The 13,816-nt window shown below is 39.8% G+C and carries 15 protein-coding genes; 7 read left to right on the forward strand and 8 right to left on the reverse strand.

Going from position 1 to position 13,816, the window contains the following annotated elements:
- The first annotated feature begins 17 nt into the window (after positions 1-17).
- From CFT42_RS03490 to CFT42_RS03515, 6 genes are all read left to right on the forward strand, one after another.
- Positions 18-2,834 carry a sigma-54-dependent transcriptional regulator gene (locus tag CFT42_RS03490; protein ID WP_088815381.1) on the forward strand — a complete coding sequence of 939 codons (2,817 nt, stop codon included), beginning with the start codon at positions 18-20 and terminating at the stop codon, positions 2,832-2,834.
- Between the two features lie 253 nt (positions 2,835-3,087).
- Positions 3,088-3,522: a mannose/fructose/sorbose PTS transporter subunit IIA gene (locus CFT42_RS03495; RefSeq protein ID WP_088809453.1), complete on the forward strand. Its 435-nt coding sequence runs from the start codon at positions 3,088-3,090 to the stop codon at positions 3,520-3,522.
- A complete protein-coding gene (locus tag CFT42_RS03500) occupies positions 3,522-4,001 on the forward strand; it encodes a mannose/fructose/sorbose PTS transporter subunit IIB (protein WP_088815382.1) in 480 nt (159 codons plus the stop codon). Before CFT42_RS03495 ends, CFT42_RS03500 begins: the two co-directional genes overlap by 1 nt.
- A gap of 80 nt (positions 4,002-4,081) precedes the next feature.
- Positions 4,082-4,897: a PTS mannose/fructose/sorbose transporter subunit IIC gene (locus tag CFT42_RS03505; RefSeq protein WP_088809254.1), complete on the forward strand. Its 816-nt coding sequence runs from the start codon at positions 4,082-4,084 to the stop codon at positions 4,895-4,897.
- A gap of 18 nt (positions 4,898-4,915) precedes the next feature.
- Positions 4,916-5,794 (forward strand): PTS mannose transporter subunit IID, encoded by an 879-nt coding sequence (locus tag CFT42_RS03510; RefSeq protein ID WP_088809255.1) that lies wholly within the window; start codon positions 4,916-4,918, stop codon positions 5,792-5,794.
- A gap of 106 nt (positions 5,795-5,900) precedes the next feature.
- Positions 5,901-6,365, forward strand: coding sequence for an Lmo0779 family protein (locus CFT42_RS03515; RefSeq protein ID WP_088809256.1), 465 nt, complete (start codon positions 5,901-5,903; stop codon positions 6,363-6,365).
- Positions 6,366-6,411: 46 nt separating this feature from the next.
- On the opposite strand, the gene CFT42_RS03520 is transcribed toward CFT42_RS03515, so the two are convergent.
- The 4 genes from CFT42_RS03520 to CFT42_RS03535 form a co-directional block, all read right to left on the reverse strand.
- Positions 6,412-6,795 (reverse strand): hypothetical protein, encoded by a 384-nt coding sequence (locus tag CFT42_RS03520; protein WP_088809454.1) that lies wholly within the window; start codon positions 6,793-6,795, stop codon positions 6,412-6,414.
- 62 nt (positions 6,796-6,857) lie between these two features.
- Positions 6,858-7,991 (reverse strand): serine hydrolase domain-containing protein, encoded by a 1,134-nt coding sequence (locus CFT42_RS03525; protein WP_159458140.1) that lies wholly within the window; start codon positions 7,989-7,991, stop codon positions 6,858-6,860.
- 119 nt (positions 7,992-8,110) lie between these two features.
- Positions 8,111-8,443 (reverse strand): GRAM domain-containing protein, encoded by a 333-nt coding sequence (locus tag CFT42_RS03530; RefSeq protein ID WP_088815384.1) that lies wholly within the window; start codon positions 8,441-8,443, stop codon positions 8,111-8,113.
- Positions 8,444-8,491: 48 nt separating this feature from the next.
- The gene (locus tag CFT42_RS03535; RefSeq protein WP_088809259.1) at positions 8,492-9,415 is read right to left on the reverse strand and encodes a diacylglycerol/lipid kinase family protein; all 924 of its coding nucleotides are present in this window, start codon (positions 9,413-9,415) and stop codon (positions 8,492-8,494) included.
- Between the two features lie 132 nt (positions 9,416-9,547).
- Here CFT42_RS03535 and CFT42_RS03540 point away from each other — a divergent pair, with 132 nt between their 5' ends.
- A complete protein-coding gene (locus CFT42_RS03540) occupies positions 9,548-10,531 on the forward strand; it encodes an oxidoreductase (protein ID WP_088815385.1) in 984 nt (327 codons plus the stop codon).
- A gap of 94 nt (positions 10,532-10,625) precedes the next feature.
- On the opposite strand, the gene CFT42_RS03545 is transcribed toward CFT42_RS03540, so the two are convergent.
- The 4 genes from CFT42_RS03545 to CFT42_RS03560 all read right to left on the reverse strand — a co-directional run bounded on the left by CFT42_RS03545 (position 10,626) and on the right by CFT42_RS03560 (position 13,780).
- The gene (locus CFT42_RS03545; protein WP_240310319.1) at positions 10,626-11,252 is read right to left on the reverse strand and encodes a GntR family transcriptional regulator; all 627 of its coding nucleotides are present in this window, start codon (positions 11,250-11,252) and stop codon (positions 10,626-10,628) included.
- A gap of 60 nt (positions 11,253-11,312) precedes the next feature.
- Positions 11,313-12,071, reverse strand: a complete 759-nt coding sequence (locus CFT42_RS03550) for a hypothetical protein (RefSeq protein ID WP_088809262.1) — start codon at positions 12,069-12,071, stop codon at positions 11,313-11,315.
- 159 nt (positions 12,072-12,230) lie between these two features.
- Positions 12,231-12,833 (reverse strand): PepSY domain-containing protein, encoded by a 603-nt coding sequence (locus CFT42_RS03555; RefSeq protein WP_088809263.1) that lies wholly within the window; start codon positions 12,831-12,833, stop codon positions 12,231-12,233.
- 80 nt (positions 12,834-12,913) lie between these two features.
- Positions 12,914-13,780: a metallophosphoesterase gene (locus CFT42_RS03560; protein WP_088809264.1), complete on the reverse strand. Its 867-nt coding sequence runs from the start codon at positions 13,778-13,780 to the stop codon at positions 12,914-12,916.
- Positions 13,781-13,816 lie beyond the last annotated feature (36 nt).

Below are 13,816 nucleotides of genomic sequence, written 5' to 3' on the forward strand. Positions count from 1 at the left end.
AAAAAGGTGGGTTTAAGTTGAAGCGTATTGATAAAATTTATCAACATTTAGCGGATTTATCTTCCAAAACAACAATCCGCAAACAAATTGCTGAAAAAGACGGCTTTACAGCAACCATCATCGCGAATGACTTACATATTTTAAGAAATAATGTCAGCATGGAACTCAATGAACTTTTCAGACAAGGGAAAATTGTCAAAGTAAACAGCCGACCAGTTCTTTACTTCGTTCGACAAACGATTGAAGAAGCAATCGAACGCCCTCTCTCTGAAGACGAACTCACCTTTAGTCAGACAGAAGATCTTTTAGCTCTCTTCACTTCCGACACAATGAAAAAAAGTCCATTTGAAAACTTAATTGGCGCTAGCGAAAGTTTGAAAACACCTGTCGAACAAGCGAAAGCAGCCATGCTTTATCCACCAAATGGGCTTCATACGCTTATTTTAGGACAAACGGGTGTTGGGAAAACACTCTTCGCCAATTTAATGTATCGTTTCGCCCATCATGCAAATCGTTTAACGCAAGACGCGCCGTTTATCGTCTTCAATTGTGCGGACTACTATAACAATCCGCAACTGCTTATGTCGCATATTTTTGGGCACGTAAAAGGCGCTTTCACTGGCGCTGACGGCGAAAAAGAAGGCCTCGTTGAAAAAGCAAACGGCGGCATTTTGTTTTTAGACGAGATTCACCGCCTTCCTCCTGAAGGCCAAGAAATGATTTTCTACCTGATGGATTCTGGCACCTTCAATAAACTTGGCGAAACGGATCGCAAACGAAAATCGAATGTTTTAATTATCGGAGCAACGACCGAAAACCCCGAATCTTCTCTATTAAAAACGTTTGTAAGACGCATTCCGATTACAGTTTCGCTTCCCTCACTTGATGAGCGGACGGCGAAAGAACGTGTAGAACTGCTCACCCACTTACTTTCCAATGAAGCGCACCGCGTCAATAAACCTATTCGGATTGAAGATGAAGCCGCGAAAGCACTGCTTGGCAATACGACTAGCGGAAATATCGGGCAACTAAAATCGAATATTCAACTTGTTTGCGCACAAGGATTTTTAAATAGTTTCGATCAAGATGATGCCATTTTAATTGACTTTAAGACGTTACCAATTGAAATTAAAGATGGTTTCTTCCATTTTAGTGGCCGCCGTAAAGAATTACAGGAAATATCGGAATATCTTGAGCCATACACGACCATTTATCCTGAACAAATTCGTCCGCTCATCACAACTGATGAATATGAACCGAACTTTAATTTGTATAAAATCATCGAAGACAAAGCTTCTATTTTAATGGATCAAGGCGTTCTAGATGATGATATTAAAAAATTTATTACGATGGATATCGACATTCATTTAAATAGCTTTTATAACAAATTTAAAAACACGATTCAGACGCGTGAGAACATTTTAAAAATCGTCAATGAAGACATTTTGAATTTCGCCGAAGAAATCAAACTACGCGCCGAGCGTCACCTACACAAAAAGCTGAACGAACGATTTGTTTTAGCGTTTAGTCTCCATTTAACTTCCTTTATTAAAAGAGTAGAAAGTAACAAGCCGTTAAAATATACGAACATCGAAACGGTTATTAACGATAAACCGGAAGCTTACGAGATTTCTTGTGAAATAAAAGATGAAATTGAAGCTGTCTTTCACATTCGCGTGCCCAACATGGAAGTGATGTACTTAACGCTGTTAATTAGTTCGCTCTTAAAAGAACAGGAGAACGCCCGGGTTGCAGTCCTAGTTGCGGCGCACGGTAACAATACGGCTACCAGCATGGTCGGCGTTGCTAAAAAACTGCTCGGTGATGGACTCGTGGAAGGAATCGACATGCCGCTCGACCAAAGCCCTAAAGTTGTGCTTGATAAACTGACGGAACGGGCCAAAGAACTCGATATGGGACGCGGCGTCTTGTTGCTCGTTGACATGGGTTCCCTTACTGGTTTTGCACAAGTCATTGCTGAGCGCACGGGGATTGAAGTTCGCTCTATTGATATGGTATCCACGGCGACGGTCATCGAGTCGGTACGGAAATCCAATATTTTAGACATGGATATCGACAGCATTTATGACTCACTAAAAGACTTCCGCGGCTACGGTGGCTATGCTTCCGACAATGATTTGCAAGACCCAACTGGCAAGCCCCATGCGATCGTGACAATTTGCGCAACTGGTGAAGGTACGGCCGAGAAATTACAAATTTTCATTGAAAACATTTTAGATACAATAACGACCGAGCACATTCACGTTGTCCCAATTAGTGTAGCAGAAATGCAGCCGCGCCTTGCAGAACTTCAAAACGAATACGACATTCTGATGGCGGTTGGGATTGCCGATCCCAAAATGTCGATTCCCTTCATTCCGATTGAACGTTTATTCGCGAGTGATGGTGAGGAACACCTCGTTAGCCTCGTCAAACAGCGAAATATTTTCGTCCAAAAAAGTGAAACAAACCGCATTACAAAAGAAGTCGTGGAAGACAGCCTGAATGAATTTCTCACGTATTTGAACCCGAAAAAAACCATTGACATTTTAAATACCTTCAGCTCTGTTTTGGTAGAAAATCTCGGTCAAAAAATCGACAGCGCCCACCAGATCAACCTTCTCATACACGTCGGATGCGCCCTCGAAAGAATGGTCATAAACGACAGTTTGATTTATCGTGAATCAAAAGAAAGCTTCGACCCCCACATTTTAACTGCCCTAGAAGCAGCAAATGAAGCCGTCAGAAAACGAATGAATCTTTCTTTAACAAAAGATGAAATTTACTACATCCACGACATTCTAAAAGATATTTATTTACAAAAAACACCATAGCACCAAAGAGGCAAGATTTGCCTCTTTTTTTGTTTGCACTCCAATTTTACAGGGTAATGTAGTTTATGTGTCAAAATAAAATTAGTGTATTGGAAACCTTCTTTAGCGTATTAGGCACAATATATTACATATCAGACAATTGCTTTCTACACTGATTTATCAAGAATTAAGGGGGGATACTCTAAATCGGCATGCTTCTTGCATTCTATAAGATTGCGGGATTTTAAATTCGTCAAGAAGGAGGAGATAAATGATGCCAGTAGGGATTATCATTGGCACACATGGTGAATCAGCCCGTGAATTATTAAAGTCGGCTGAAATGATCATTGGCAAACAGGAAAATGTAGAATACATTACATTTGTTCCCGGTGAAAACACGGATACTTTGATTGCCAAATATAAAGAAAAGCTGAATTTAATTGACTCTTCGCAAGGCGTTATCTTTATGGTTGACCTCTTTGGCGGAAGTCCTTATAACGCTTCCAGTACCATCGCCTTACCGGAAGAAAACATGGATGTTGTAACAGGTGTGAACATTCCCATGCTGCTTGAAACCCTCGCAATGAGGGCTGGCGCTAACCTCAGCGATTTAGTTGACATTGCGATTCGTGCGGGTAGTGAGGGAGTGAAATCATTAAAACAAACATTACCAACTACAAATGAAAATGAAGGGGAGGACGATTTATAATGGATATTCGTCTAGCAAGAATTGATGACCGTCTAATTCACGGTCAAGTAGCTACAGTATGGACTAAAGAAACACAAGTAGAACGCATTATTGTCATCAATGATGATGTTGCAAAAGATCAAGTGCGTAAAACTTTACTTACACAAGTTGCGCCGCCTGGTGTTAAAGCGAGCGTTGTCGATGTTGACAAAGGAATTCGCGTATACAACAACCCGAAATATGCGACTACACCCGTTATGATGTTATTTACGAATCCGACGGACGTTTTAAAATTGGTGGAAAATGGTGTGGATATTAAGTCCGTCAACATCGGCGGCATGGCATTCCGTGAAGGCAAGAAACAAATTACGAACGCCGTTTCAGTAGATGAACAGGACAAGACTTCTTTCCGTGAGTTGGCCAAACGTGGCATCGAACTTGAAATCCGCAAAGTAGCTTCAGATAACAAAGTTCAACTAATACCGCTTATTGAAGAATAATTCATAGTGCAAATTAAGCGCTTCTTTTTTCTAAAAAAATCGATCTTATATGTATTTTATTAAAACTGGGAGGGAAAATAATGACTGCTATACAACTCGTTCTTGTATTTTTAGTTTCTTGTGTCAGCGGTATGGGGAGTATCCTCGATGAATGGCAAACGCATCGTCCGTTAATTGCCTGTACACTCATCGGACTAGTTCTTGGGGATATAACAACTGGTATTATTATTGGTGGTACCCTTGAAATGATCGCTCTTGGTTGGATGAATATTGGGGCAGCCGTTGCGCCAGATGCAGCGCTAGCTTCCATCATTTCAACCATTTTAGTTATTACTGGAGGGCAAGATATTAGTGTTGGGATTTCACTTGCCATTCCACTTGCAGCTTTAGGTCAAGTCTTAACCATTTTAGTTCGTACAATCACTGTTGCTTTCCAACATATGGCGGATAAAGCCGGAAAAGCCGGTAACCTCCGAAGTCTCGACTGGATTCACGTCACAGCACTTTTACTGCAAGCGATGCGTATCGCGATTCCTGCAATGATTGTCGCTGTAACAGTTGGTACTGATGCCGTTACAAATATGTTGAATGCCATTCCAGATGTTATCGTAAATGGATTAAACGTAGCTGGCGGATTCATTGTTGTTGTTGGTTATGCGATGGTTATTAATATGATGCAAGCGAAATATTTAATGCCGTTCTTCTTCTTAGGATTTGTCGTTGCGGCATTTACTGCCTTCAACTTGGTAGCACTTGGTGTTCTAGGACTTGTAGCAGCAATTGTTTACATTCAGCTCAATCCTAAATACCAACTTAAAGCGGCTATTGAGCAGTACGGCGGTGGCGGCGGAAAACGCCAATCAGATGATGACTTAGATGACGACTTGGACGACTAAGAAAGGGGGATAATAAACATGGCTAATGAACAAGTTACAGTTGGTGAAAAAAAATTAACGAAGCGTGATTTAATGGGCGTCTTCATTCGCTCAAATCTTTTCCAAGGTTCATGGAACTTTGAACGTATGCAATCACTCGGATTTTGTTTTTCTGTTATCCCTGTGATTAAACGCTTATATCCTGAAAAAGGTCCAGAACGCGAACTTGCTATTAAACGTCACTTAGAATTCTTTAACACACATCCGTATATGGCTGCTCCAATTCTAGGGGTAACAAGCGCGATGGAAGAACAAAAAGCAAACGGAGCTGATATTGACGAAGGCGCAATAAACGGGATTAAGGTTGGTCTTATGGGGCCACTTGCCGGTGTAGGTGACCCAATTTTCTGGGGTACTGTTCGGCCCGTTCTCGCCGCACTAGGCGCAGGTTTTGCCACAGATGGTAGTATTATTGGTCCGATTTTGTTCTTCGTACTTTTTAACGCGATTCGACTTGGTTTCCGTTATTGGGGTGTCTTTTATGGTTATACAAAAGGTACCGATGTTGTTTCCGATATGAGTGGCGGTGTACTCCAAAAATTAACGGAAGGTGCTTCGATTCTCGGACTATTCGTTATGGGGGCGCTCGTAAACAAGTGGACAACGATTTATGTGCCACTTGTTGCTTACACAACAACCGACGACAATGGTAAAAAAGTAGAAACGACTGTTCAAAGTATTTTAGACCAATTAATGCCGGGTCTACTAGCTTTAGGACTCACCTTCTTATGTATGTGGATTCTGAAGAAAAAAGTCAATCCACTTTGGCTCATTTTAGGTCTTTTCGTAGTGGGTATTGTTGGTTATGCGACAGGTATTCTCGGTCTGCCACCAGCAAATTATTCACCACTCGGTTAAATCATCTAAAACAGCGAGGAATCTGGGGTGTCCTAGGTTCCTTGTCTGTTCTTTCTATGCTACAATGATGAGGAAGTAATTTTAAAAGAATGTGAGTGAAGTATAAATGGAGTGGACGGCTACAAACATTTTTCTACTTATTTTCAGTATAGGTGCCTTAGCTTTTATTCTCTATGACGGCGTTGTTATCACTTTCTGGAAAGGTCAGACAAAACTAAAAGCCCGCCTTCGTTCACGTGGAAAGTGGGATGGATACATATTTATCGGGTTAATTATTCTTTTGTTCGGTATGAATATTTCGCGAAACGGTCCCTTCTCAACGACTGTTTTACTCGGTATTTTGGCTGTATTGTTTATTTATATCAGTTTTTTCCGCAGTTCAAATGTCGTTTTTAAAGAAGATGGCTTATTTTACGCCCTACTCTTTTTCCCTTACTCGAAAATCGAACGAATGAATTTATCGGAAGACGGCGTTTTAGTGATTGAAACCGACCGCAGACGGCTCATGCTTTTCGCAAAGTCAGAAGATGATTTAGAGAAGATGATGAAGGTTTTGGCGATGTATAGTTAACAAACATAAAAGAGGTCGGCTTTATCAGCCCGACCTCTTTCTCTATTTATATACCTACACTATTAAGTCTAATCTCAGAAACAATCACATCTATGAATTTCCCGTGCAAATGTTCAATTTGCTCATCAAAATCCGTGTCGAAACAAATGATGCTCTCTTCAAGGCGCAGAACAGCAAAGCCATCTTCCTCATAATCTTCAAGTTGACCAACAATATGAATTTTCTCATCTTCATCGATTTCAATTAAGCAGTGCTTTTCTTCGCTTTCGTTTAAAAACTCAAACGTGATTTTTTCGGGAATCGTCACTTCTACCGTGTACTTCCTCCCCGGGTCTGGCTCCTCGTCCATCCAAGTGCCGACACCTTCACCAAAATCACTTGAAAAAGTCACTTTATTGTCTTGAATTTTACTTCGAACCGTTATTTCCACCAATTATTTCCTCCTGTGTCATCAAGTTCTGACACTATTATAGCACGACTTTTTTAATCAGCCTAATTTTTTTCCATAATATCCAGAATTTTTCTCGTATCCACATAAAAAGCTGTTTTAGTCGCGGGATTTCTTGCATTTGTTAATAAAATAATCGTTTTTGTATGGTCTTTCGTAAAAACATTGGCAGACTCATATCCGTAAAGTACGCCTCTCGAAATATGATAATCCCCAAAATCATACAGACCGAAACCATATTTTCCAGCCCCTTTTTGCAAAAGGCGTTTAACCCCTGCCTGTGAAATGAACTTCCCAGAAAGCAGTGCGTCATCAAATTTTTTCACATCAGTTGCCGTCATATACATATCCCCAGCACCAAAAAGCTGCGACATATCTTCTGTAAACGGCGCTGAAATAAGCTCACCCTTTTTCGTATAATAACTCGCCGTATGTGCCGAGAGCTTATAAAAGCTCGGGCCAAATCCCGCTGTAGTCATTCCAGCAGGCGTAAATACATGTTGTGTCACATAGTCGCTCATCTTCATGCCTGAAATTTGCTGAATTAAGTAAGCAATCACCGCGTAATTATCATCTGAATAATGCCATTTCCCCGGATTCTCTTTAACTCCCGCACGTTCAATATCTTTCACAATTTGATCTGGTGTAACCGCACCATTGCTCTTTTTACGTTCGTTTAATCCGCTCGTATGCCCTAGAAAATTTTTAATTTTAATCGCTTGTCCGTTTGGAAAATGTGGCAAATATTTTTGAATAGAATCATCTAAGCCAATCTTCCCCTGCTCAACAAGTTGCATAAATGCCGTTGCAATAATCGCTTTTTGCATGGAACCAATCAAATAAACACTATCCGTTTGATTTTTCTTTCCTGTCACTAAATCCGCAGTGCCGTATCCTTTATTCATCACATATTTACCCTTATCTTCAATAAAAACAGTGCCGTTAAAACCTATTTCTTGTAGATACACATCAATCGCTTTTTCAGCATCCACATTTGCCTCTACCACTCGAGACGGTGTCACTTGCTCTTTAGGTGTCTGCTTCACATCATCTATGTAAAAATAAAAACTTCCGCCTAGTATGCCCATAAGAAGAATAAGACTTATACCACCATACTTCTTTCTACGATGCCATTTCGCCTTTTTGCGTTTGTTTTTCTCAAGACGTGTTTCTCTCATGAAACTCATCACCTCTTGCTTTCATTTGAACTATCTTAACACAAAATAACTACTCACTAAAAGAGGGCATATTGCCTATTTTACAAATAAAAAAGGGCTACTTGTCGTAAGCCCCACCCCTAATTATCTAATTTTTCTGCCTGACCATTTTCCGAAAACAATTTTGTAATCGCTTCAAGCCATTTTTTCTGCTTATTTACTACAAATTGGTAAGTATCCCCGTTTTTTAGTTGAATTTCAATGATATTAGGAATCACTTCCTTACCAAAAATTTTCGTCTTTACTCCGCGAATTTTAGCTACATCGTCAAAAGAAATAACCAGTTCCTCATCAAAATATTCATTTGGCTGATGCACCAATTTAGTTGGCGTCAAATAAAGTTTCCCCGGAACAGCCTTAAAATTCATCTTTAAATTTGCAAGCCCTTTATAGACCACATCAAGTTGTTCCATGACTATTGCCTCCTTTTACCATCTCACCTTTATTGTAGCAAATTTCCGCTAAAATAGCCTACCAAACATCTTTTTCTTATTTTGTTTTTCAGGTACAAACAACTCCAAATGACTTGGTAAAACATCAATTTTAACAGGCAAACTTGGACCCGGATCACCGTCCACGTTCACAGAAATATCTTCCCCACTCGCTTCAATCTCCAAATGACTCATCTTATAATACTCTACACCATTCGCATTTTTCAGCGTTCCCATGACAAGTTGCGGAAGAATGTTAGCCGCATCAATTAAACCAAGCTTGGTTAGGATGAAAACATGGAGTAAGCCATCATCTAATTCAGCTTCTGGCGCCCATTTCTCCATCCCGCCAACTGAATTCGTAAGCCCAGCAACCACTAATGCTGCTTGATCATCAAAATCCACTTCCTCACTCCGAATTTTAAAATGGAGCAATTCATGCCGATTAAACGCCTTTAGCCCTTCAATAAAATACGCAACAGGACCAAATTTCGTTTTTTGTTCCACACTCACCTGATCGACCGCTTGGGCAATCATGCCAATGGCTAAGACATTCATGAAGTATTGGTCATCAATTTTTCCAACGTCCATCGGTTTTAAAACTGCTGTTTCAAGCATTTTAATCGCTTTAGCTGGTTTTAGTGGGATTCCCGTCGAACGCGCCAAGTCATTTACTGTACCAAGTGGGATAAATCCAAACGCCGGGCGCTTATCATGTTTAGCAAGTCCATTAATCGTTTCATTTAATGTGCCGTCACCACCCATAGCAATTACTGCATGGAAACCTTCTTCGGCAGCCAAAGAGGCAAATTCCGTCGCGTCACCACCTTTTTCCGTGAGCCGAACCTCCACATTTTCAAAACGATTTTTCAAAACTTTTTCTGCTTTTTCCATGTAGACTTTCGCTTTTTCTTTCCCCGATGATGGATTTACAATAAGAAGAACTTTTTCCATATGTCATTTACCTTCTTTCCTGACAATTCCTCTTTTATTATACCCAAAACGTAATTTAAAAACCATTTTCATTTGAATAACGCTTCACTTTTCGTTACATTTAACATATGTATTAAAAGTAGGAGGAATATTATGTCTAAATTTCGCGCTTTATTCGTAAACCAAGACGCAGATGTCGCTGTCGCTGAAACTGACTTCACTGCCTTACCAGAAGGCGATGTAACCATACGCGTACACTATTCTAGCATCAACTACAAAGATGCTCTCGCAACTTTGCCAGACGGAAAAATTGTTACAAACTACCCGTTTATTCCAGGAATTGACGCAAGCGGTATTGTCACAGAATCAAAATCTTCTCTGTTTAAAAAAGGCGACCAAGTTATCGTCACAAGTTATGGGTTAGGCGTAAGCCATTTTGGTGGTTTCAGCGAATTCATTCGTGTACCAAAAGAATGGGTCGTTCCGCTCCCAGAAAATTTATCGTTACGCGAAGCCATGTGTTATGGTACGGCTGGTTTTACGGCGGCGCTAAGCGTGCAAGCCCTTTTAGATGATGGCGCGAAACCAGACGATGGGGCTGTTGCTGTTAGTGGGGCTTCAGGCGGCGTTGGGAGTATTGCAACGGGCATGCTTGCTAAAAAAGGCTTTTCAGTAGTCGCCTCCAGTGGAAACTCGGGGAGCAAAACGCTACTCTGCGAACTTGGTGCAGCGCAAGTTGTCACTCGGTCAGATTTTAATCCCGAAAAAAAACGGGCATTAAATACGGAACGTTTCGCTCACGCGGTCGATTGTGTCGGCGGTGAGGTGCTAGGCTATTTGTTGTCCGCTACAAAATATGGTGGCACGGTTGCAGCATGCGGCATGGCACTTTCTGGAAAATTGGAAACAACGGTTTTCCCGTTCATCTTGCGCGGCATAAATCTACGCGGCATCGACTCTGTGTACTGCCCGTATGAAAAGCGTGTGGAAATTTGGGAACATATCGCAACTGATTTGCGTGTCACAAAACTTCCTCCGCTGTTAACTGAAATTACGTTAGATGAACTGCCGGAAGCGCTTCGCAAAATTATGGACGGCGGCATTGCAGGTCGCTATGTAGTCAAGATTGCTGAATGATGGGCAAAAAAAGAAGCATAAATCCAGTAAAATCCATTTTTGAAAATGGCATGAATACTAGATTTATGCTTTTTATATTTATGAAATAATCCCCTTAGCGGTAGGCTGATAATATTTGAAATTCGGTTGTTTCATCTACTATCATTTTAGCCTCAAGATAATTTTCGCATTCGATTGCACTTATAAGGTCATTTAACTTGTTGACAAGTTCAGGGCCCGAATGTTCTAAAATAAGAAGAACTTCATTATCTGCAAATTGATTAATTTTATCGAAATAACTAACTAAGATTTCATGATAATAATCATTTTTCAGGCAGTTCACCAGTTCCAGCACCACCGTACGACAATAAGTCGTATAAGCCGTTTCGTCACCATTACGCACTTGCCATTCAAACTCGACTCTTTTAGGGCTCAATATTCGCTGATCAAATCTAATTTTTTTAGCTTCGATGCGTTCAATCGTATGCTTTAAAAACAAACCGACAATATCTAAGATTTCAATATAATTATCTTTGGATATTTTGCTACTCTTTACGATAGCTCCGCGGTAATCCAGATTTTCTACAAACCCATCTGCAGTGAGCATTGCAATTGCTTTTCTTACTGGTGTGCGACTTATTTCTAATTCTCGCGAAATCGTTGTTTCAATTAAACGTGTGCCCGATTCGTACTCCCCCGACTGAATTCTCCTTTTAATTTCCTTGTAACATCTTGTTTCCATTGTCTCTTTTTGGCCTTTTTCCATCTCATACCCTCTTCTCTCTGTTTTTAGTAACCTGTATCACAAAAAGGATTTGGAAAGAATGATTTCCTGTAAGAATGGATTTTCCTGCACTTTTTTCTCTATCGCAAGAAAAGGACTATATTCCGTATTTTCACTTGTTAAAAGAACGGTTTGAATCGCAATAATCTGACGCACTAAGTGAAAACTTAAACGCGCTTCTTTTTTAGTGAAATGTCGGAACAATTGTTCCATCATTTTTCCTAAATAATAAAATACCACGGCTAAAATAATAATGATAAGCGCAACGATAACTCTACTTTTCCCATCAAAAACTTGAAATAAGAAACTTCCTCCAAAAATAGCTAAAAAAACGGCAATAAAGACACTCATGACGATTCCTAGCAAATTCCATTTTTTAAATTCGTTAACTTGTTTATTCTGTGATTGAATAAATAAAATTAACTTATCCAAGTCTTCTCGCGTGATAAAGCCATTTCGTTTTAAATATGCATAGAGAAGATATTGTTTGAATTTTCCCAGCTCATTAAAATTTCGAATTTGATAGTTTAATTTAATGTATCTACGAGCTTTTCTAACAATCATCGTGTGAAACAACAGGCTAATTAGCAATACTGTTATGCTGAGCATGCCCCACGCGAGTGAATTTGAAAGATATATAAAGCTAACGATTGTTGCTCCACTAAGTAAAAGACAAATAAGTATGTATCCCACCCAGTATCCCTTCATAAAACTATAAATTAAATTCCAATTCCCCAGTTTTTTAAAATAAAAATGAAATAATTTGTTTACTGCCATTGCCACACTCTTTTCTATTTTTGCCTAGTCTTAGTTTACCATGGATGCGCTTCTTGTGAAAGTTTAAATCTCTTAGCTCGCACTAGGGGTAAGAGCTGACTAATTTTATGCGCTGTTTTAAATTAAAAACACCTCACCTTTACAAGGCGAGGAATCTTTTTAGTCATTTTCAACATTTATGATTGAACCGTCTTGAGCACTTAGACGCACTTCGGATTCATTTGCACCATTTTGAATCGATACATCATAAACCGTATCGTTGTAAGAACGATCTAGTTCAACACTTTCTACAGCGCCATCTACTTCAGCTACTGCTTTTTGCATCGCTTCATCCATTGAAATCACATTTGTTACATCAATTTTTTCATTAGCACGTTCGTTTTTGTCGTCCATATCAAGCGCTTCACTCGAATCTTGTAGCACTTCTTCTGAATCAGCATCGAACACCATTTCATATTCATTCGTGTCGTCCATACCTTCTACTTTATAGACAACTTTGCCATGCTCATATTCTAATTTTACAGACGTCAAATCAGCGTTTTTGTTTTTTTCTTGGAATTTATTAATGGCATCTTCCATCGATAAATTAAACGTTTTTCCATTCAAATCATTTTGTTGTGTGGAAGAACTTTTTGATGAAGAAGACTGTTTAGCATCTTTATTATCACTTGAACGATAGTCATCATTATCTCCACAAGCTGCTAAAACCCCGAGCGATAAAACGAGTGTTGCGGCAATTCCAATCATTTTTCTGTTTTTCATGCAAATCCCTCCTGTAAAATAATATACATTTATATTTTTATTATAAAGAGAATTACTTTAAAACACTTCCTACTTTAGTCTTAATTTTCTCGTTTCAAATAAAGGCGCACAATTTCTGGGTTGTTCAAAATACGCGGCACAATCGTTGTATTGCCAAGCCCTCTGCTCACAATCATGGCTTTCCCATTTGCCAAATGACAACCGGCCGTTAATTTCGGTAAAAACCCTTGTCCGGGGGAAAATAGCCCTTCTGTGAGTGGTAAGCGAATCTGTCCGCCGTGTGCGTGACCACACAAAACAAGATCCACTGGCATATTTTGGTAAATCGACCAGTATTCCGGACGATGTGCGAGTAAAATAGTGAACGCATCACGCGGAATCTTCGCCGTCGCACGTTCAATTTCCTCCTGCACAATGCCGCTCATATCAAATTTATGCTCCGCCCAACTAGACTTCTCCTCTTCCGGCAAATGGAAAGTCGGATCATCCACGCCAGCAAGCGCAATTCGTTCCCCATTTTCTTCCAAAAACAAATGCTCATTATGCAAAATTTGAACGCCCTCTTCTTTTAATGAGCGGAGCAAATCTTCAAACAAAGCACTTTTCTGCTCATGATTACCACTTATGTAATAGAGCGGACAGATTTTTTTTAGTTTGCGAACTAATGCAATGGCAACATTTTGCGGCTCATCACCATCAATTAAATCACCTGTTAAAAAAATACCGTCCGGCTCCATTAAAGCGACTTTTTTAATAAGTTTATGGTTAAATCGACCAAATGAACAACTGTGCACATCAGATAGTTGAATATATGTTTTCCCATCAAACGCCTCAGGAATTTTGCTTGAGCGTATCGCATAATCAGTGACGACTAATTTTTTCGTTGCATAATACGAATGGCACATAAACCCGGCAAATGCCGCGACTCCAAAAATGTTTTTTTTCATGTCATTTCCTCACTTTGCATTTTCCTATTCGGTTTA

The sequence above is a fragment of the Listeria goaensis genome (genome assembly GCF_900186125.1).
Classification (GTDB): domain Bacteria; phylum Bacillota; class Bacilli; order Lactobacillales; family Listeriaceae; genus Listeria; species Listeria goaensis.